Origin of the sequence: Acinetobacter sp. UBA3106, assembly GCA_002365595.1 — a bacterium.
In the GTDB taxonomy this organism is placed as follows: Bacteria; Pseudomonadota; Gammaproteobacteria; order Pseudomonadales; family Moraxellaceae; genus Acinetobacter.
In genome coordinates, this window is the sequence record DFAM01000017.1 from 180,993 (window position 1) to 199,992 (window position 19,000).

Annotated in this window: 20 protein-coding genes; 9 read left to right on the forward strand and 11 right to left on the reverse strand. The window is 41.7% G+C overall.

Annotated features, from left to right (window positions below; translation table 11 throughout):
* Positions 1-233: 233 nt before the first annotated feature.
* Positions 234-1,058 (forward strand): RnfABCDGE type electron transport complex subunit B, encoded by an 825-nt coding sequence (locus tag B4C48_RS10400; RefSeq protein WP_291356189.1) that lies wholly within the window; start codon positions 234-236, stop codon positions 1,056-1,058.
* Positions 1,058-1,753 carry an endonuclease III gene (gene nth, locus B4C48_RS10405; RefSeq protein ID WP_291356299.1) on the forward strand — a complete coding sequence of 232 codons (696 nt, stop codon included), beginning with the start codon at positions 1,058-1,060 and terminating at the stop codon, positions 1,751-1,753. The genes B4C48_RS10400 and nth overlap by 1 nt, the downstream gene beginning before the upstream one ends.
* 27 nt (positions 1,754-1,780) lie before the next feature.
* Here the strand turns inward: nth and B4C48_RS10410 are convergent, their stop codons facing one another.
* From B4C48_RS10410 to B4C48_RS10425, 4 genes are all read right to left on the reverse strand, one after another.
* Complete coding sequence (locus B4C48_RS10410; RefSeq protein ID WP_291356191.1) at positions 1,781-1,996, reverse strand: hypothetical protein; 216 nt, start codon at positions 1,994-1,996, stop codon at positions 1,781-1,783.
* A 94-nt stretch (positions 1,997-2,090) separates the two neighbouring features.
* Positions 2,091-2,750, reverse strand: coding sequence for an adenylate kinase (adk, locus tag B4C48_RS10415; RefSeq protein WP_291356193.1), 660 nt, complete (start codon positions 2,748-2,750; stop codon positions 2,091-2,093).
* A gap of 82 nt (positions 2,751-2,832) precedes the next feature.
* Positions 2,833-4,149, reverse strand: a complete 1,317-nt coding sequence (locus B4C48_RS10420) for a hypothetical protein (protein ID WP_291356195.1) — start codon at positions 4,147-4,149, stop codon at positions 2,833-2,835.
* Positions 4,150-4,213: 64 nt separating this feature from the next.
* The gene (locus B4C48_RS10425; protein WP_291356301.1) at positions 4,214-4,732 is read right to left on the reverse strand and encodes a hypothetical protein; all 519 of its coding nucleotides are present in this window, start codon (positions 4,730-4,732) and stop codon (positions 4,214-4,216) included.
* Between the two features lie 236 nt (positions 4,733-4,968).
* Here B4C48_RS10425 and mrdA point away from each other — a divergent pair, with 236 nt between their 5' ends.
* Together mrdA and rsmD are read left to right on the forward strand one after the other, a co-directional pair.
* The gene (gene mrdA, locus B4C48_RS10430) at positions 4,969-6,978 is read left to right on the forward strand and encodes a penicillin-binding protein 2 (protein WP_291356197.1); all 2,010 of its coding nucleotides are present in this window, start codon (positions 4,969-4,971) and stop codon (positions 6,976-6,978) included.
* Between the two features lie 3 nt (positions 6,979-6,981).
* Positions 6,982-7,539, forward strand: a complete 558-nt coding sequence (gene rsmD / locus B4C48_RS10435; protein ID WP_291356199.1) for a 16S rRNA (guanine(966)-N(2))-methyltransferase RsmD — start codon at positions 6,982-6,984, stop codon at positions 7,537-7,539.
* An 81-nt stretch (positions 7,540-7,620) separates the two neighbouring features.
* Here the strand turns inward: rsmD and B4C48_RS10440 are convergent, their stop codons facing one another.
* Positions 7,621-7,818 carry a hypothetical protein gene (locus B4C48_RS10440; protein ID WP_409514826.1) on the reverse strand — a complete coding sequence of 66 codons (198 nt, stop codon included), beginning with the start codon at positions 7,816-7,818 and terminating at the stop codon, positions 7,621-7,623.
* 246 nt (positions 7,819-8,064) lie between these two features.
* Here B4C48_RS10440 and B4C48_RS10445 point away from each other — a divergent pair, with 246 nt between their 5' ends.
* A complete protein-coding gene (locus B4C48_RS10445; protein WP_291356203.1) occupies positions 8,065-8,799 on the forward strand; it encodes a sulfite exporter TauE/SafE family protein in 735 nt (244 codons plus the stop codon).
* 189 nt (positions 8,800-8,988) lie between these two features.
* The gene (locus B4C48_RS10450; protein ID WP_291356205.1) at positions 8,989-9,318 is read left to right on the forward strand and encodes a hypothetical protein; all 330 of its coding nucleotides are present in this window, start codon (positions 8,989-8,991) and stop codon (positions 9,316-9,318) included.
* Positions 9,319-9,445: 127 nt separating this feature from the next.
* On the opposite strand, the gene B4C48_RS10455 is transcribed toward B4C48_RS10450, so the two are convergent.
* Positions 9,446-10,027 carry a 1-acyl-sn-glycerol-3-phosphate acyltransferase gene (locus B4C48_RS10455; protein ID WP_291356207.1) on the reverse strand — a complete coding sequence of 194 codons (582 nt, stop codon included), beginning with the start codon at positions 10,025-10,027 and terminating at the stop codon, positions 9,446-9,448.
* 300 nt (positions 10,028-10,327) lie between these two features.
* On the opposite strand from B4C48_RS10455, the gene B4C48_RS10460 reads away from it, so the two are divergent.
* Positions 10,328-10,822, forward strand: a complete 495-nt coding sequence (locus B4C48_RS10460) for a copper resistance protein NlpE (RefSeq protein ID WP_291356209.1) — start codon at positions 10,328-10,330, stop codon at positions 10,820-10,822.
* Between the two features lie 208 nt (positions 10,823-11,030).
* On the opposite strand, the gene B4C48_RS10465 is transcribed toward B4C48_RS10460, so the two are convergent.
* The 5 genes from B4C48_RS10465 to B4C48_RS10485 form a co-directional block, all read right to left on the reverse strand.
* Positions 11,031-12,188 carry a helix-turn-helix transcriptional regulator gene (locus B4C48_RS10465; RefSeq protein WP_291356211.1) on the reverse strand — a complete coding sequence of 386 codons (1,158 nt, stop codon included), beginning with the start codon at positions 12,186-12,188 and terminating at the stop codon, positions 11,031-11,033.
* A 163-nt stretch (positions 12,189-12,351) separates the two neighbouring features.
* The gene (gene groL, locus B4C48_RS10470; RefSeq protein ID WP_291356213.1) at positions 12,352-13,986 is read right to left on the reverse strand and encodes a chaperonin GroEL; all 1,635 of its coding nucleotides are present in this window, start codon (positions 13,984-13,986) and stop codon (positions 12,352-12,354) included.
* A 71-nt stretch (positions 13,987-14,057) separates the two neighbouring features.
* Positions 14,058-14,348, reverse strand: coding sequence for a co-chaperone GroES (locus B4C48_RS10475; protein WP_067729023.1), 291 nt, complete (start codon positions 14,346-14,348; stop codon positions 14,058-14,060).
* Positions 14,349-14,530: 182 nt separating this feature from the next.
* Positions 14,531-15,304, reverse strand: a complete 774-nt coding sequence (locus B4C48_RS10480; protein ID WP_291356216.1) for a metallophosphoesterase family protein — start codon at positions 15,302-15,304, stop codon at positions 14,531-14,533.
* Positions 15,285-16,223 (reverse strand): diacylglycerol/lipid kinase family protein, encoded by a 939-nt coding sequence (locus B4C48_RS10485; RefSeq protein WP_291356218.1) that lies wholly within the window; start codon positions 16,221-16,223, stop codon positions 15,285-15,287. Before B4C48_RS10485 ends, B4C48_RS10480 begins: the two co-directional genes overlap by 20 nt.
* 414 nt (positions 16,224-16,637) lie before the next feature.
* On the opposite strand from B4C48_RS10485, the gene B4C48_RS10490 reads away from it, so the two are divergent.
* Together B4C48_RS10490 and B4C48_RS10495 are read left to right on the forward strand one after the other, a co-directional pair.
* Positions 16,638-18,470 carry a phosphoenolpyruvate carboxykinase (GTP) gene (locus tag B4C48_RS10490; RefSeq protein WP_291356219.1) on the forward strand — a complete coding sequence of 611 codons (1,833 nt, stop codon included), beginning with the start codon at positions 16,638-16,640 and terminating at the stop codon, positions 18,468-18,470.
* Between the two features lie 98 nt (positions 18,471-18,568).
* Positions 18,569-18,931 carry a hypothetical protein gene (locus B4C48_RS10495; protein WP_409449794.1) on the forward strand — a complete coding sequence of 121 codons (363 nt, stop codon included), beginning with the start codon at positions 18,569-18,571 and terminating at the stop codon, positions 18,929-18,931.
* Positions 18,932-19,000 lie beyond the last annotated feature (69 nt).

Genomic DNA, 19,000 nt, shown 5'->3' on the forward strand with positions numbered 1-19,000 from the left:
CATTAAATATCACTTGCACCTATTCAGCAATAGTTTTTTAAAAAAAACTTCAATTATCTTTAAAGAACATATATTTAAATTAATCATTCAGTCATTTTAGTTATATATTAAATAACTTTTAGCTATATTTTAATGTCATATTTTGCTCATATTTAATGCACTCTTGGTACCATTTTCGAGCACAGGAATTCTATCTAAAAACATGCTAGTATTGCTCTCCAGCAAATTGTTCCATGCTGCTTGCCCAGCAATCCCGGTTATTCATGAACACGCAAATTACCTTAATTCAAAAAATTGACGCCCTGCTGCCGCAAACCCAATGTGGACTTTGCGGCCATCGAGATGGATGTTTGCCCTATGCAAAATCCATTGCCGAAGGTGAGGAAGCCAATAAATGTGTACCAGGCGGACAGCCGGTTGCCGATGCTTTGGCTGCATTGCTGGATCGACCGCAACTGCAAGCAGAAGAAAGTGTCTGGCCAATTCAGAGTGATGGCCGGCCGCAGCGCATGAAAGCCATTATTCGTGAAGATGAATGTATTGGCTGTACCAAATGTATTAGTGCTTGTCCAGTCGATGCGATTATTGGCTCAGGCAAACTCATGCACAGCATTTTGACTGACCTGTGTACCGGTTGCGAACTGTGCATTCCCCCGTGTCCTGTTGACTGTATTGACCTTGTGGAAGATCACCACAGCATCCCTTCAGAAGAGATGCGCATTGCTGAACAAACCGACCTGCGCAATCGCTATTACGCCCATATTCAACGGGAAGAAAAACGACGCATCAACCGTAAGGGTCCGGTGGTCCGTGCCAATATTGATACTGCCTTATTTGCCCAATTTTCCGCGCAAAGTGATCAGGTTCCAGAGATTCAAGTTGTGGAAAAAACAGCTAAACCTGTCGTGAGCCACGATGCAGCAACTACTATTCAACTGGCAAAAATTCGTACGCAAATCAAAAAGTTAGAAAAACAGCTCAGTGTTCGGGAAGATCCGCAAAAACGTGCCGTGCTGGATGATTTGCAACAGCAGTTGACTGCTTTGGGAGCCTCATGATGGCGGTTAAAAACATGACCAAAAAGCAGATTCAGATTTTTTTTGAACGCTTACGTGAGCAAAGACCTAGCCCTAAAACCGAACTGAATTACAGCAATCCTTTTGAGCTTTTGGTGGCCGTTACCCTTTCAGCTCAAGCCACTGATGTCAGCGTGAATAAAGCCACTGACAAGCTGTTTCCGGTGGCCAATACACCGGAAGCTATTTATGCTTTAGGCGTGGAAGGGTTAAAAGAATATATCAAGACCATCGGTTTATATAACGCCAAAGCCGAGAACGTGATTAAAGCCTGCAAAATACTGATAGAAAAACACAACAGTATAGTGCCTAACAATCGGGCTGAGCTGGAAGCATTGCCGGGTGTTGGACGTAAAACTGCTAATGTGGTGCTGAATACCGCCTTCGGCCATCCCACTATGGCAGTCGATACGCATATCTTTCGTGTAGGTAATCGCACTGGTCTGGCTATTGGCAAAAATGTGCTGGAAGTTGAACATCGGCTGGTGAAAGTCATTCCAAAGGAATTTATAGTCGATGCCCATCATTGGCTGATCCTACACGGTCGTTATACCTGTATTGCCCGTAAGCCTAAATGTCACGAATGTGTGGTAGCAGATGTCTGCAACTGGCCAGACCGTTTTGAATTTGGTGCTGCACGTAGCATTGCAGTCAAAAACATTGAAGCTGAACTTTAAGTTCAACTTTTTTGATGGATAAACAGTTTATTTATTTTTTTCTTGTTCAGCTTTTTCTTGCTCACGTTTTTGTTGTTCGTGTTGCGCCTGTAACTTCGGATGTAATTGACGCTGCAGTGTTTTAGCTGCACTTTCTGCGCGCTCTTGTTGGCGAATTTTGCTCAGCATTTTAAAACTCAAATAGAACAACGCCACCAAAATGACCAGAAACAACAACATTAAAAACAAAACACCCATTTTCACAGTGGTCGTTCCCATCAGTAAGATAAATAAAAAGAGCCCTAATATGACTTAGGACTCTTTTAATGTCAAAACATTCACTGCGAAGGCAGATGAATTATTTTGATTGATCTAGAATGGCGAACAAATCAGTTTGAACTTCTTCAATTGGACGAAGACCATTCAACTTGTCATAAGTCGGTGCATTTTCACCTGATGCTGCACGGCCTTGGTAGAAACCTACCAATTGCTCAGTTTCAGTGTGGTATGAACCTAAACGTTTACGAATAGTTTCTTCCTGGTCATCAGGACGTTGAACCAGCTCTTCACCCGTTTCATCATCTTTACCTTCCACTTTAGGCGGATTGTAAACCACGTGATAAACACGGCCAGAAGCCGGGTGCTGACGGCGACCAGAAAGACGTTTCACAATTTCTTCGTCTGGAACATCAATTTCAATCACGTGATCAATGCTGATGCCTTCATTTTCCAAAGCTTCTGCTTGCGGAATCGTGCGAGGGAAACCATCAAAGATGCAACCGTTTACACAATCAGGCTGAGCAATACGTTCTTTCACAAGACCGATGATAAGCTCGTCTGATACCAGACCGCCGCTTTCCATCACGCTTTTAGCTTTAAGACCTAATTCAGTACCTTCACGAATTGCAGCACGGAGCATATCACCGGTTGAAATTTGTGGGACATTGTAGCGCTTACAGATCAACTGAGCTTGTGTACCTTTACCTGCTCCAGGTGGTCCGAGTAATATAATGCGCATAAAAAAACATCCTCATTTAACAAATATATGTGATGCGTTTGCATGACAAATCTAGCTATTTGTCATGTAGTCCAGCATCTAATTATAAGAAAGCCACAAACAAATGTATTGTACCCGCTATAAATCCGGTTACGCCACCCAAGACAATCAGAATCCATTCATCTTCCTGAAAGGCAGGACGCAATAAATTCTGAAACTCTCTTGGCGTCAACTCGCGAATACGGTCTCTAAACATTTGATAGATTTTCTGTGCACGGCTCGCATTAAAGGCCGGGTCGCATACAGGCACCATCGTAATTTCAATCGAGCGATCGATCAAGTCCGTCTTGAGTTTTGCATACTCTTTTGGACCTAAAGACAGCTGCAAAGAGGTCCGAACAACCGGGGTTTCCATAATTTCATTAATATGGCGTTTAACGATACGGCGAGTTTTATCTTTCTTCCCGCCATACATCATTTCAGTCATGATGGATTTTAACGTAATTAGGTCTTCTGTGACCACTCGCGCAAAAACATCGGAGACTTCATCCTGGCGTTTCATAAACGCACCCTGAATATTATAGGTGCCAATACGCGGAATCACCGGTTTCAGCCATGGAAACTTGCGACTGTCCGTGCGTGCAAAAAACTGTGGATAGCGTATATAGTGCGGTTCAAGCGGATTGAATACCATCCAGATCGCAATCCAGTTGGTCAAAAAACCCCAAACCGCTGCCCAAAAAGGAACTGTCCAGTGCCAAGGCACCACAAACCAGACAATCATCTGGAATATACCAAAGAACATCCCGATTAAAGCACTAATATGCCAAATAAAGTTGATTTCTTTTTGACCTACCTTAAGAAACATATTGACCATTAAACGGCGATCACCTTCCATCTGGCGAACCACCATTTCACGCATATCCACAAGTGACTCGACGTTCATGGTCAGCTCAGTCACTAATTCTCTTAAAATACCCGGCAGCTGTTTATGTGCTTGAGAATAAATACGGCGTTTAATGGAATAAGGCAAGTTTTCCCAAAGCACCGCATTACGGTCAATCATCATTTCATCAATCAGGTGTTCAAGTTCAAAACCGACCTGCTCACCAATGACCCGTGCCATATCTTCTGGATCCATGGCATCTAGAAATTCACGCAATGAACCCAATTTTGACAAGGTATTATCTGTAATAATTCCAGAAATGCGACCGGCTTTACGTGGCACAATCCCCTGCCAACCGACAGGGAGAGGTCCTAAATGAAATCCCCAGAACGTCAAGGGATAAAAGACCATTTTCAGCGCCATCCACACATGCGCCCAAGTTACAAAAGCTGTCACAGGAATGATGCTAAGTACTGCCCAGAAATCAGGGCGATTCAAGAAGGTTTGCCACAATTCGTTGACGTACTCAAACATGCACGATATCCATATTTAATTTTTTAATCACAAAATACTTAATTATAAAAGCTCACTATTTTCACTATAAACCGACACTTAGAGTATAGGAAAATTGTAGCATGGGCTCTGTTTCTGCAACCACATTGCCATTCTGATCTTCCATTTTTTCACCAGCGCCAATCCCAATACTAAAACTGCTAATCCGCTCTTTACTCAGCAAGACATAAGCTAAATCTATACCTGCACCCAGTCTTGCTTCATATTCATTATCAATTTTTTTACTTTCCAGATGCCCTGCATAAACACCCACATAGTAACCATTTTTATCTTTTCCGGTGAGATAGTAAGGATAACGAAACCCGACCTGACCACCGGCATTATAGTCATCATTATAAAATACGCCTGCTTTAGCATAAGCGATGCCATAAGGATTCACCCATTCTGCATTCAAATGCAGAAGTTTTTTGGTAAATCCAGCGCCCACATTCCATGGTTGAGCACTGTCTGATGTCAATTTCGCTTCAGGTGAATATGGATTGTCTTGTGCATGCGCAATGTTTGCCAGCGCAAAAAAAGCCAGCAAAGGATATAATTTTGTGATTATTTTCATCGTTGTCCCTAAATTTTATTTTTTGAAACAGTCCTTTTTTTGAATTTTGACTTTAGCAGAATTATCAGAACTCTTATATACTTCACTTTACAATTTTAATGTCTGTAAAGTCAAAGTTTAAGCTAAACCAGTCCCACAGTTCACCAGAACAAATATCAAAAAATGCTGACTTGCGTTAGAATGTGCCACCAGATTTTTTCACTCCCCTGCATGTAAGTCGATCGCGTATGAAGCAGCACTTTCCTTTAAAAAACGTTCAACAAGAAAAGCGCATTTATCGCAATCGGGTGTTTATCTCCATCGGGATCGTGGCATTCTTTCTGTTGCTGCTTATTGTGCGTTATGCCTATTTGCAAATTGCGCATTTTAATGAGTTTTCAACTGCCTCAGACCAGAACCGTATCCGGCTGCAACCTTTGGCACCGGCACGCGGCTATATCTATGACCGTAACGGTATTTTGCTGGCAGATAACTATCCCGTCTTTTCCGCAACCATGTCTCGAGCTGATGTGCAGGACATTGAAGATACTGTAAAGCGTTTAACCCCCATTCTAAGCCTGACCCAAGAAGACATCGACCGTTTTAGCAGTCGTATTAAAACCTCTAAAAAAACCGAACGCGTATCACTGAAATTAAATTTAAACGAAACCGATATTGCCAGATTTAGCGAAGTCAAATTTCAGTTCCCCGGGGTCAATATTGAAACCCAAATGACCCGCTATTATCCGCATGGTGACCTGTTTGCCCATGTGATTGGTTATGTGGGACGTATTAACGACAAAGAATTAAAATCGATTGATAAAGATTTATATGCCGGCACCAACCTGATTGGTAAAATCGGGGTGGAGAAATCTTATGAAGATCTGCTGCATGGAATGCCCGGCAATGAATCTGTAGAAGCCGACGCTCACGGTAATGTATTACGTAATTTAGGTCGTAAAGAACCGGTACGTGGTAATGACTTATACCTGTCAATTGACTACGGCTTACAGGTTACAGCGACTGAGCAACTGGCGGGCCGTCGTGGTGCCATTGTGGCGATGAACCCGAAAACAGGGGAAATTCTGGCCCTGGTTTCTAGCCCAAGTTTTAATCCGAATTTATTTGTGACCGGGATTAGCAGTACTGATTATAGTGCCCTTCGGGACAATCTGGACCAGCCGCTTTATAACCGTGCCGTGCAAGGTGCTTATCCTCCGGGTTCAACCATTAAACCCATGTTTGGTTTAGGCGGAATTCATTATGGTTATGTCGATTGGGCTACGGCCATCTCTGACCCCGGTTATTTCACCTTGCCCGGTGATAGCCACCGCTTCCGTGACCATAAAAAATCCGGTCATGGTGCGGTAAATCTGCATAAAGCCCAGGTGGTATCTTGTGATACTTATTTCTATATCCTGTCTTATCGCATGGGTATCGAAAAAATGAATGCCTGGATGCGCCAGTTTGGTTTTAGTGAAAAAACGGGCGTGGATTTACCGAGCGAAAGTACAGGCTTGTATCCAAACCCAGACTGGAAAATGCGTACCCGTAAAAGCAAATGGCTGAAAGGTGAAACCATTTCGGTGAGTATTGGACAAGGTGCTTTTACTGCCACCCCTTTACAACTGGCGATGGCGACTGCGATTACCGCAAATCAAGGTTCGCATATTACCCCGCACGTATTGCGTGAAAGTCACGGTGCCAAACCGTTTCAAATGCATAATGCACCGGATGGCAAAATTCAGTTTAATGGCAAACCCGAAGACTGGATTAAAATGCGTGATGCTATGGTGGATGTAATTCAAAGCGGTACCGGTCGCGGTATTCGTACCCCCATGTATCAAATCGCAGGAAAAACCGGTACAGCACAGGTTAAAAGTATTGCCCAGGGTAAAAAGTATAACGAGGCCTTATTAACCGAGCGTCAACTTGACCATGGTTTATTTGTCGGTTTCGCCCCGGCTGAACATCCGGAAATTGCCATTGCGGTTGTTTGGGAAAATGGTAAACACGGTGGTTCAGCTGCACAATTGGCTAAACCTATTTTTGATTATTGGTTATTGACCCGTAAAAAGAATCCGATCCGCCCGGCAGCTCATCAAATGAGTGGCGGTTTAATGACTGCGGGGATTAAACCGGGTGAATTGCCAAGTGGTAGCGGTAGCAATATTCAGGCGGATACCACCACGGCAGCGACACTGCAAACTACCCAAGCAGCATCCAGTGCACAACCCGCAGAAGTTGAAGGTGAATGATCTATGAAAAATCAACTCCGTATTATTGGCGGTGAATGGAAACGCCGTCAGCTTCCTTTTGCCAGTATTGAAGGCTTGCGTCCTACACCCGACCGTGTCCGTGAAACTTTATTTAACTGGCTGATGTGGGATATTCAAAATGCACAGGTTCTCGATATCTGCGCCGGCTCAGGGGCCTTAAGTTTTGAAGCTTTATCACGTGGTGCAGCGCAGGTGGTGATGATTGAACCGAATCGTGCACAAGCTGCTTTTTTAACGGATAATTTGCAGTTGCTGAAAGTGACCAGTCAACACGCCAAATTAAAAGTAGCCACAGCACAGCAGACTTTACCCAGCCTGAAACAATCCTTTGATCTGGTGTTTCTAGATCCACCTTATAGTTTAGATTTGTGGGAAGAACTGGCTCAGCTTGCCGACCCGCTCATTAAAGATCAGGCATTTATTTATGTGGAAGCTGATCGTGAATTAACTCAGCTTAAACTTCCTGCTTCCTGGCAGCAGGTTAAACAAAGCAAGGCAGGCACCGTCCGTGCAGGGTTGTATCAAAAGAACGCACCCTAATCTACAATAAAAAAGGATTCCTGAATGGAATCCTTTTTTGTCAAATGTAGTCTGCCTGTTTAAGCTCAGGCTATAAAGCTGTTAGCGGTTATAATGTCTATCCCGATCGGTTCTGTCATGATTCCAGTCCGGACGGTCTCTATTGTCCCAGTCTCGGTCACCATGGTGTCGATCATAGTGTCCATTGCCATCTCGATGACCATAATCGTCATCATAAGGATCAAGGACACAGCCGGTTAATGACACTGCCAATACAGAAAGTAAGATCACTTTTTTCATCATATTCCTCACCTTTTTACTGCATACATCTAGTATTAAATGATTTAATGAAGAGCGATGGGATTCCGTGTTGAATTCTTGTAGTGATTTATTCATTTTTTATGCATGAGCTAAATTGCCTCACTAAATGTTGAAGTGGGTTTTATACAAAGTTCTCCTTTTATTTGCAGAAATATTGCTAACTATAAGCTTGGCTTTTTGACGTATCTTTTGAATACTACTGACTTTTCATCTGTACCTATCGCTATGACTTGGTTGTTATTTATTCTTGGTGCAATGGTCGCAGGTTTTGTACAGGGACTGACCGGCTTTGCCTTTGCCCTGATTGCCATGTCATTCTGGGTGTGGGCCTTGCCCCCGCAAATTGCTGCACCCTTGGTGGTCTTTGCTTCGGTATGGAGCCATATCATTTCATTATCCAATGAACAAAAGCATCCTCATCTGCATAAAACTCTGGTGTTGCCTTATTTAATTGCCGGTCTCATTGGCGTACCTTTAGGCACATATTTGCTGCATATTATTCAACCTGAAACCTTTAAAGTCGTTCTAGGCATTTTTTTGGTATTGTGGTGCCCAGTGATGTTTTTCAATCCGGCATTTCCCCGCTTACAGCAATCTGGAAAACTGGCTGATAGCCTGATTGGATTTATCGGCGGGATTTTGGGTGGTTTAGGCGGATTTTGCGGTTCATTGCCCTCTGCCTGGGTCATGCTGAAAAATCTGTCCAAACAGCAACAACGTTACATTTTACGACATTTTAATTTTGGCATTCAGCTGTTTACGCTGCTGACCTATTTACTGCAAGGTACGCTTGACATCCAGCTCTGGCCTTATATTGTTATCCTGCTGATCAGCGTCAGTTTTCCCGCAATTTTAGGGGCAAAATTATTTTATAACATTTCGGAAAAACAGTTTAAGCACACTGTTTTAAGCCTTTTATTTGCTTCGGGCTGCTTCCTGGTTTTCAATACACTGCTGTAAGAACTAATTCTTGCCGAAAAAAATTAATTGCATATGTTGAGATATTGCAGTGTTATTTATCTATAACCACATATCAAAAGGACGATTAGTCTCATTTAAACAAAAAACGCCCAATCAGCCAGGCTGAGCAAATTTATCGGCAGGAAAACTTTATACAATAACTTAACCCCATCATTAATTTTCCCAGAAATGAAAACCTTGATTTTATTAGCAGGAATGATTTTTCTCTCTGGCTGCTCGCTCAGTACTTCGCGTGAGATTAAACATGCGGAAAAAATGCTTGCAGATTTTCAGTGCAATAAAATTGAAAGTGCCCAAATGGCGCATAGTTCGATCACCTCTTATCATGAACAGGCGCTTGCTTCTAGCCGCCAAAAAGCCGAATCCTATGTGCAAAGCTATAAAGATGGGGACGAGTTATTTAATCTGCCATTAACAGAAGTAATCGAGGAACAATATTATATTTATCAGGAAGCATGCCAACATTTAGGCGGAATTCATCCAGCACAGAACCCCTAGTTCCTTCAGGCGAAGGTGAGTTCCATGCTGAATGATCAATCATCTGCAGCAAGCTAAGATGTTGCCATTACGCGCTCTTAGCTTTACTTAAAGACTCGACAGAAAAACCCTGTATTTGTAGTGATGTTTAAGGGTAATAACGTTTATCTACACTAAACTGTTCTGGAAATTTGGCATGAATTTGTGCATAAAAAGCCATGATTTCAGCCATATCTTTCTCATAATCGCCAGTAGGATAAACAATTTTACCTACCCCGGTTTTCTTCTTGGCATAATCCATATAAGCCAATGCAATGGGCACGCCTGCATTGATTGCCACATGGTAGAAACCGGTTTTCCATTGTTCCTGTTTGGCACGCGTGGCTTCCGGTGTAACCAGCATCACCAGTTTTGGATGAGTCTTGAATAAATCCGCCATTACTTGAACCATACTAGGACGTGGCTCACCTTCCTTTTTCGCTGTCCGGTCAATCCCGATTCCACCCATTGCCCGTACAAATGGACCAAATGGAAATTTCATATAGCTGTCTTTAATGGTTAAACGAACATTCACCCCTAATGCCTTGAGTGCCAGACGTGCGTATAAGGCATCCCAGTTGCTGGTGTGCGGTGCAGCAATCATCACACATTGATCTAAATCAAGTGCCCAATGATTATCGATTTCCCAGCCCATCATTTTTAAACTTTGTTCAGCTAATTTCTCAAACACTTACCACACCACCACTTAATCAAGTGCGCAGAGTTTAACAACGTGATTAAAATATGAAAGTGCAATATGAGCATTAAATAACCAGTTAATATATAAATGTATAGCTTTGCAGGTTTAAAGAAAAAAGTTGAAATTTGCCGTTTTATTTATACCAAAATTTTCTTAGGGTGATCTCCAATTTTCATTACAGATTAAAATCCATACAAACCAGAAATCACAAAGGCATAACAAGATGAATATTTAATCAATTTGCATTTTTATATAGTTTTTAAAGTTGTACCAGCCAAAAGGAACAATGTCATGAAAAAAATAATATTCATCCTGTCACTGAGTAGCTTAGCCTTAATTGGATGTAACAAACCCAATACCGATACTCATGAAAGCAATACAGCACCTGACCGCCCCATGACTCAAACCACTACCCCATCAGCTGCCCCATCTCAAACCGCTGCTCCTACAAACGATACTGCTGAAACATCACTGGATTGGCCAGGTGAATATAAAGGCGTCCTACCCTGCGCTGACTGCGAAGGTATTGAAACCGAACTGGAATTAAAAGCAGATAAAACCTATGAATTGACCCAAGAATATTTGGGTAAGGGAAAAAACAAGGAGTCCAAGGTAAAAGGCTCTTTTAGTTTTGATCCGAATAATCCTTCCATGATTAGCCTGGACCAAGCAGGAGAAAATCGTAAATTCTTTATTGGCGAAAATTTTATTCAGGTACGTGATCCACGTTCAGGAAAAGTAATTGATTCCAAAATGAATGACAAATTGCAAAAAGATATGAATTAATTTTTTATTAAAATCTCGACCTGCATGCAATTAAAAAACCTGGAAAATGGCGATTTAATTGCATCTTTTCTGTAGTTCTTATGACACCGTATAAATAGAAAAATATTTCATCACCTGAGACTTTAGCGCCCCTAAGGCTAGGATTGTAGTTAAAAATATTCTTATTTTAAGCGTCGGCACCAAGATCAACTTTTCTTATTATTTACTTTTAACCTGCATACTCAAAATCGATGCTTACTCCCATAAGTTTGTACAAAAATTCTGCTTGGGATTTACACTGCATTTTTGCATAGATATTTTTTAGCCAGGTTCGTACAGAACTTAGAGCCAATTGGTAATGTGCAGCAATTTTTTCCAAATTACAGCCATTAATAAATAGTTCACACAGTTCAAATTCCCGGTGGGATAGACCATAGATTTGTTTGAGATAAGCTGAAGCCAGCTTATATTTCTGTTCGGTTTCGGTAATAAATAGCATGGCATATGGCTTAAAAGGATCTTTTAAATCGGTAAAATGTCGCGGACTGCTAAAAGGGGCAATGGTTAACATAAATTTTTGTCCATGCTGATCTTCCAGCGCCAACACTCCGCCTACCTGTTTTTTCGCGTAATTAGCTTCTGGCCTGATACTTGATATTAAGTGTTCTAAATCTGATTGATAGACCTTGCTTACATTAAGCTGGTTATTTTGATCAAGTTCGAATAGCTTGGATTGTTCGAAAAAATACTGTGCTTTCTGATTGTGATAATACAATTCCCGATTCATATCGATGAGTAAAATACCTGTTTTAATTGCACTGAGAATTCGATACAAATACTTGTTTTTGAGTCGAACTAAAGTCAATTGTTTGTGAATCTGCAAGGCTCTACGCAAATGCACACCCAATCTTTTTAGAATATCCAATTCATACTGACTAAAGGGTTGATCCTGTTTTCCGCGATGAATCCCCAATACTGACCATTGATGATCGCCATGCTCTAGCAATAGGTTGGCAATAAAACCCACCCCAGTCGCTTTTAAACATTTTTCATAAAATACAGCTTCATCTGTGGCAAAGATGTGAGCATATTGCGCTAGATTCTGACTCGATACATTTCCAACACCCAATTGCAGCCAAAATGGCAAATGTAACTTTTGACTTATTATTCTTATTTTTTCCTGCTGATAGGTTTCCAAACTGCCTAGCGGAATATTGTACGTATGAACAAAGTTATAGGGAGGGTTTAATTGGTCCAAGGCAGTAAAAATAGCTGCCTGACCTTGAGTATATTGAACAATTTGCTGAATCACTTTAGGCCATAAGCTGGCATTTAAGGCAGCATCATAAATTTGTTCAATAATTATATTTTCCAGCTCCTCTTGCATTGATTTTGCCAACCTTAAACAGATAAGAACTATTGGTTATAGATAATTAGAATAGAGAATTGAGGTGATTAGTCAAACAAAGGATATTAATAATATGAATAGGAATTTAAAAAAAATCCCCGCAAAAAGCGGGGATTTTTTTAAGATCTGAGACCTGTATGAATTACATCATACCGCCCATACCACCCATGCCGCCCATGTCAGGCATTGCAGGTTTATCTTCCGGGATGTCTGTGATCATGCATTCAGTTGTAAGCATCAATGCAGCAACAGAAGCAGCGTGTTCAAGTGCAGAACGCGTTACTTTTGCTGGGTCAAGGATACCCATTTCAAGCATGTCGCCATATTCACCCGTTGCAGCATTATAACCGAAGTTACCTTCGCCATTTTTAACTGCATTGATGACTACAGATGGCTCATCGCCTGCATTGGCTACGATTTGACGAAGCGGTGCTTCAATCGCACGGCGTAAAATGTTTATACCGACATTTTGGTCATCGTTTGCACCAGTTACACCATTAAGCGCAGAAGCTGCACGTACCAGCGCAACACCACCACCGGCAACTACGCCTTCTTCAACCGCAGCGCGAGTTGCATGAAGCGCATCGTCAACACGGTCTTTTTTCTCTTTCATTGCAACTTCAGTTGCAGCACCGATTTTGATTACTGCAACGCCGCCTGCCAATTTAGCAACGCGTTCTTGAAGTTTTTCTTTGTCGTATTCAGAAGTTGATTCTTCAATTTGCGCACGGATCTGTTGAACGCGATCTGCAATTTGAGCAGCATCACCAGCACCATCAACCAGTACTGTGTTTTCTTTAGAAACAGTCACTTTATGTGCTGTACCTAAGTGCTCTAGAGTCGCTTGTTCAAGTGACATGCCAATTTCTTCAGAAATGACAGTACCACCAGTCAAGATTGCGATGTCTTGTAACATTGCTTTACGGCGGTCACCAAAACCAGGAGCTTTAACAGCACATACTTTAATGATGCCGCGCATGTTGTTTACGACAAGCGTAGCCAGTGCTTCGCCTTCAACATCTTCAGCAATGATAAGCAGGGGTTTACCTGTTTTAGCAACTGCTTCAAGTACAGTAATCAATTCACGGATGTTGCTGATTTTTTTATCAACAAGCAGAATGAACGGATTTTCAAGTTCAGCAGTCAATGTATCTTGCTTGTTCGCGAAGTACGGGCTGATATAACCACGGTCAAACTGCATACCTTCAACAACGTCCAAAGCATCTTCGAAGCCTGAACCTTCTTCAACAGTGATCACGCCTTCTTTGCCCACTTTTTCCATGGCTTGCGCAATCAGTTTACCTACGGTTTCGTCAGAGTTTGCAGAGATTGAACCCACTTGTTCAATCGCTTTAGTATCAGACGCTGGTTTAGCAGTAGCTTTAATGTTTTCAACTACAGCACGAACCGCAAGGTCGATACCGCGTTTCAAGTCCATTGGGTTCATACCCGCAGTCACTGACTTGATGCCTTCGTTCAAAATTGCTTGAGCAAGTACAGTTGCAGTTGTGGTACCGTCACCTGCGATATCATTGGTTTTTGAAGATACTTCACGAACCAGTTGAGCACCCATGTTCTCAAATTTGTCTGCCAGTGAAATTTCTTTCGCTACAGTGACACCATCTTTAGTAATGTGCGGCGCACCGAAAGAACGGTCGATCACAACGTTACGGCCTTTAGGACCTAAAGTTACTTTTACCGCATCTGCAAGTACGTTTACGCCTGCAATCATTTTGCTGCGAGCTGAATCACCAAATTTTACGTCTTTAGCTGACATGATTTACTCCAAATATTTTTAATTTTCAAGAATCTATATAAAGAATCAGGTCTGAATTTTCTGGCTCAGAATTAAGCTTCAAGCACAGCTAAAATGTCAGACTCTTTCATAATAAGAAGTTCTTCACCGTCTACTTTCACAGTTGTACCTGCATAAGTACCGAACAATACTTTGTCGCCAACTTTTACGTCTAACGCACGTACACCGTTATCAGTGATTTGACCATTACCTACTGCAATGATTTCACCTTGAGCAGGTTTCTCAGCAGCAGAACCTGGAAGTAAAATACCGCCAGCAGTTTTAGTTTCTTCTTCAACGCGACGAATAACTACGCGATCATGTAATGGACGAATGTTGCTCATTGGAAACTCCATCAGACTAAGTCTTTTATAGTGAAGTAATGATGACTTTGTTATTCCCTCGGTCATCATCAAATAATTTCGATGACACTTTTGTGGGGATGGAAAAAAACGCTTCAAGGGGCAAGCAAAAAAAAAGTCCTGTTTTTTGTATTTTTTTTATTCAACTATACGTCTTTCTTCATTTAATCAGCATTTTCTTCTTTTAATACAAATTCTTTTTGCTGACGATTAAAATAATAATGTTCTACATCGGCATTGCCATAGATCAGATTAAAACTGTTGGGTAAGCCACGATGTAAGCGGTAAGAAATTGCTGTTCCTGCATGAATGTCCAGCACAGGATGGGCTGCCCCCAAGTGATAAATCTGGTTCAGGTCATATACGGCCGATTGATGCAGATGACCATGCAACAGGCCGTTTAAACCACTCTGACTCCAGGATTCTAAAGCCATACGTCCCAGCATTGGACAATCCTTGATGCCATGTGCATTATTCGGAGGCGTATAAAATGGCTGGTGCGCAACGATAAGTTTGATTTTATCCTTAGGCGCCATCATCAGCCTTTGATCAATTTGCTGAATTTGCTCCAGGGAAATGTGTCCTCGGGTATGATAACGCCGCCTTATACTATTCACGCCAATCAGATAAAAATGCGCAGTTTCCAATACGGTTTCCATATGACCGAAGAAAATTTTATAGCGGGTAAAAGGACTAAATATCCGGTTCCAGACATGATACAGCGGAATATCATGATTCCCCGGCACCACCAGATAAGGCAGGTTTAAACTTTCCAGAAACTGTTTGCAATCATAAAACTGCGTATAACGGGCGCGTTGAGTTAAATCCCCACTTACAACTACAGCCTCCAAAGGATGTTGCTGACAAAATAAACGGATTGCAGCCATGCAGGCCGGTTTTTCCGTACCAAAATGCAAATCAGACAGATGTAGAATCATAAGGAACCATTATTTTTAATGCATGCTTACGGACGGAAATATGAAGGGGGGGTTGCATTTCCACAATTTCGCCATCCAGTGCAAGTGTGAGCTTTTTGGCTTTGGAATGGATTTGCACATTGTCGGCGGAAAAACTGTATACATCTGGCGCATGATCAAGATTGCCGCGAATCAACTGCAATAAGATTTTAAATAACGTGCGTTTATCACTTTTTGCCACCACAACGCCGGCTACTTTTCCCAATTCAACACTTTTGGCAATACGTAAATTCATCTCTGCAAGTTGCAATTGATTATTGCCAAAAAAAATCAGCGGGGTTTTGACCGGATATTTTTTACCATCAATTTCTACTTCAAGTTTCAGCTCTTTGCGGTCGCGAATCATCACATCTAATGCTGACGTATAGGCATGCAAAGCCAGGCGGCCAAAACGCCGGTTATAGATTTCACGCCTTTGGATGAATAAAGGATAAAGCCCCAAACTGGCATTATTTAAATAGATATGATCATTAATTTGAGCCACATGCACTTTCCGAACCTGTCCCTTGGCAATGACTTCAGCAGCTTTTAACAGATCAAGCGGAATATGCAGTAAGCGGGCCACATAATTAAAGGTTCCCAATGGGAAGATCCCCATTGGGATTTCGGTATCCATCAGTTTGGTTGCAACCGTATTTAAGGTGCCGTCCCCACCAGCAGCCACCACAATGCCAATTTCTTCAGCTTCTAGATGGCGCGCAATTATTTTGTCCATAAACCTGTTAAAATCTGTTTCGGCACTGATTTCAAATGCTTGAATTTCATAACCATAAGCGGTTAAATTTGTCATAAGTTGTTCATAGATTTCATCTTTATTGGCGGCATGAAATCCTGATTTTTCATTATAGATAAGAGACAAAGGCTTTAAAGGAACTGACATTTTCTCTACTTTTTTGAAGCAATTGCTCTAATTTTGTCCAAATTATCAACAAATGAAAGACTCTTTATGTAAAATTTGAATGACCAGCATTTATTAAATCAATAATAAGACTCATCAAAATAATATGAGTAAGATATTGTTTATAAAAATAATAAATTAAATAAATATTACTCATAAATTTAATAAATGAATGAATCACAAAACCTATTAAACTTTAACTTGTTGTTTTTTATTAATTAAAAATAAAAACATAGAATATTCCAATCTAATTCAGGCACTTCTTTAGTCTTATTTTTTTTATGATTTTATGCTTTAATACAGCCACTTTTTTTCATATTTCATCTGAGCAGTAAATTTATTGTTCGGATTGTACTTTGTACATCTAATTTGTACACATTTGAGATAGGCCTCACCATGACCCAAGTGAACGCACCAGAATTCGTTCGTCACCCTAAGCTTATTGCTTGGGTGGAAGAGATTGCTAAATTAACAAAACCGGCAAAAATTGAATGGTGTGACGGTAGCGCAGAAGAATATCAACGTTATATCGACTTGATGATCGCTAACGGCACAATGCAAGCGCTTAACCAAGAAACTCATCCTGGTTCTTATCTTGCAAATTCTGATCCTTCTGACGTTGCTCGTGTTGAAGGTCGTACTTATATCTGTTCAGAAAACAAAGAAGACGCTGGTGCGACAAATAACTGGGAAGCGCCTGCTGAAATGCGTGCTCGCCTGAACGGTTTGTTCGACGGTTCTATGAAAGGCCGTACTTTGTACGTAGTACCTTTCTCTATGGGTCCTTTAGGTTCTCATATTGCACATATCGGTATCGAATTGACTGACTCTCCTTATGTAGCAGTCAGCATGTCTAAAATGGCGCGTATGGGTAAAGCTGTTTATGACGTTCTGGGTACTGATGGCGAATTTGTTCCATGTGTACATACCGTTGGTGCACCTTTAGAAGAAGGTCAAAAAGACGTTGCTTGGCCTTGCAACCCTGAAAAATGGATTGTGCATTACCCAGAAACGCGTGAAATTTGGTCTTACGGTTCTGGTTACGGCGGTAACGCATTGCTGGGTAAAAAATGCCTGGCTTTACGTATTGCATCTTATATGGGTCGTCAACAAGGCTGGTTAGCTGAACACATGCTGATCCTTGGCGTGACTAACCCACAAGGCGAAAAACACTACATCGCGGCTGCATTCCCTTCTGCTTGTGGTAAAACAAACTTCGCAATGTTGATTCCACCAGCAGGTTATGAAGGCTGGAAAATTGAAACTGTAGGTGACGATATTGCTTGGATCAAACCAGGTGAAGACGGTCGCTTATATGCAATCAACCCTGAAGCTGGTTTCTTCGGTGTAGCGCCTGGTACAAATACCAAGACCAACCCGAACTGCATGGCAACACTTCATAAAGACGTGATCTATACCAACGTTGCTGTGACTGACAACGGCGAAGTATGGTGGGAAGGTCTGACTAAAGAAGCGCCTGCTAACCTGACCAACTGGAAAGGCCAACCACACACTGGCGAAGAAAAAGCTGCGCATCCAAACGCTCGTTTCACCGTTGCTGCTGGTCAATGCCCTTCTATCGATGCTGACTGGGAAAATCCAGCAGGTGTTCCAATTTCTGCGTTCATCTTTGGTGGTCGCCGTGCGGACACAGTGCCTCTAATTTCAGAAGCTATTGATTGGGTGGATGGCGTTTATAAAGCTGCAACAATGGGTTCTGAAACCACTGCAGCTGCTGTTGGTCAACAAGGTGTTGTTCGTCGTGACCCATTCGCGATGCTTCCATTTGCTGGCTACAACATGGCTGACTACTTCACTCACTGGTTAGAAATGGGTGAGAAAGTGGGCGAGAAAGCTGCTGCTGCCGGCAACAAGCTTCCTGGTATCTACAACGTGAACTGGTTCCGTCGTGATGCTGAAGGTAACTTCGTATGGCCTGGTTTCGGTCAAAACATGCGTGTTCTTGAGTGGATCATCGATCGTTGTGAAGGCCGTGCAACTGCTGTTGAAACTCCAATTGGCCGTGTTCCAACTTACGAACAATTGAACTGGAACGGTACGGATTTCTCTAAAGAACAGTTTGACCTGGTAACTTCTCAAGATAAAGATCAATGGATCAAAGAACTTGAAAGCCACACTGAATTGTTCAATAAATTAGGTGATCGTTTACCAGAAGCGTTGAAAAAACGTCAAGCTGAGCTTATAGAAGCTGTTAAAAAATCTGCTTAATTCAATGAATTAAGTCATAAAAAGGTCACTACGGTGGCCTTTTTTACGTTAATATAAGCCCGCAAATAATTCCATAACAATAAAAGAAGGAAAATTTCATGCTAAAAACATTAACACTTGCAACTTGCCTGCTGGGTTTCTCGGGTCTAGCCATGGCTCAAACGACCACAGAGCAACATGGTCTTCACATCTGCGCCATCAAAGGCACACCAGATTCCAGCCAGTTTCAGATCAAGAAGCGCATTAAAGTAGCTAAAGGTACATATGGCAGCGTAGAAGAACTATATTCACGTTTCGCAGAACGCGCTCATCAGGTCGGTGGAAATGTAGTAATTAACTATAATGCCAGCCAAAGATTCGGCTTCTGGCCTTGGCGTATGGTACGTCCTGTAATTTATGGAACCGCAGTGCAATGGAACACGCCTGTGAACTGCTCAGCATTAGGTGGCGTTGAAATTTAAGTAAATTTACAATAAAAGCTCAACCGACATTTAAATGTAATTTAAGCTGGAATTTTATTGCAAATCAAA

Excerpts from the sequence above, each read along its gene's own strand:
- B4C48_RS10400 (WP_291356189.1), top strand. The coding sequence starts at position 234 with ATGCTGCTTGCCCAGCAATCCCGGTTATTCATGAACACGCAAATTACC.
- nth (WP_291356299.1), top strand. The coding sequence starts at position 1,058 with ATGGCGGTTAAAAACATGACCAAAAAGCAGATTCAGATTTTTTTTGAA.
- adk (WP_291356193.1), bottom strand. The coding sequence starts at position 2,750 with ATGCGCATTATATTACTCGGACCACCTGGAGCAGGTAAAGGTACACAA.
- B4C48_RS10420 (WP_291356195.1), bottom strand. The coding sequence starts at position 4,149 with ATGTTTGAGTACGTCAACGAATTGTGGCAAACCTTCTTGAATCGCCCT.
- mrdA (WP_291356197.1), top strand. The coding sequence starts at position 4,969 with ATGAAGCAGCACTTTCCTTTAAAAAACGTTCAACAAGAAAAGCGCATT.
- rsmD (WP_291356199.1), top strand. The coding sequence starts at position 6,982 with ATGAAAAATCAACTCCGTATTATTGGCGGTGAATGGAAACGCCGTCAG.
- B4C48_RS10440 (WP_409514826.1), bottom strand. The coding sequence starts at position 7,818 with ATGAAAAAAGTGATCTTACTTTCTGTATTGGCAGTGTCATTAACCGGC.
- B4C48_RS10445 (WP_291356203.1), top strand. The coding sequence starts at position 8,065 with ATGACTTGGTTGTTATTTATTCTTGGTGCAATGGTCGCAGGTTTTGTA.
- B4C48_RS10450 (WP_291356205.1), top strand. The coding sequence starts at position 8,989 with ATGAAAACCTTGATTTTATTAGCAGGAATGATTTTTCTCTCTGGCTGC.
- B4C48_RS10460 (WP_291356209.1), top strand. The coding sequence starts at position 10,328 with ATGAAAAAAATAATATTCATCCTGTCACTGAGTAGCTTAGCCTTAATT.
- B4C48_RS10465 (WP_291356211.1), bottom strand. The coding sequence starts at position 12,188 with ATGCAAGAGGAGCTGGAAAATATAATTATTGAACAAATTTATGATGCT.
- groL (WP_291356213.1), bottom strand. The coding sequence starts at position 13,986 with ATGTCAGCTAAAGACGTAAAATTTGGTGATTCAGCTCGCAGCAAAATG.
- B4C48_RS10475 (WP_067729023.1), bottom strand. The coding sequence starts at position 14,348 with ATGAGCAACATTCGTCCATTACATGATCGCGTAGTTATTCGTCGCGTT.
- B4C48_RS10480 (WP_291356216.1), bottom strand. The coding sequence starts at position 15,304 with ATGATTCTACATCTGTCTGATTTGCATTTTGGTACGGAAAAACCGGCC.
- B4C48_RS10485 (WP_291356218.1), bottom strand. The coding sequence starts at position 16,223 with ATGTCAGTTCCTTTAAAGCCTTTGTCTCTTATCTATAATGAAAAATCA.
- B4C48_RS10490 (WP_291356219.1), top strand. The coding sequence starts at position 16,638 with ATGACCCAAGTGAACGCACCAGAATTCGTTCGTCACCCTAAGCTTATT.
- B4C48_RS10495 (WP_409449794.1), top strand. The coding sequence starts at position 18,569 with ATGCTAAAAACATTAACACTTGCAACTTGCCTGCTGGGTTTCTCGGGT.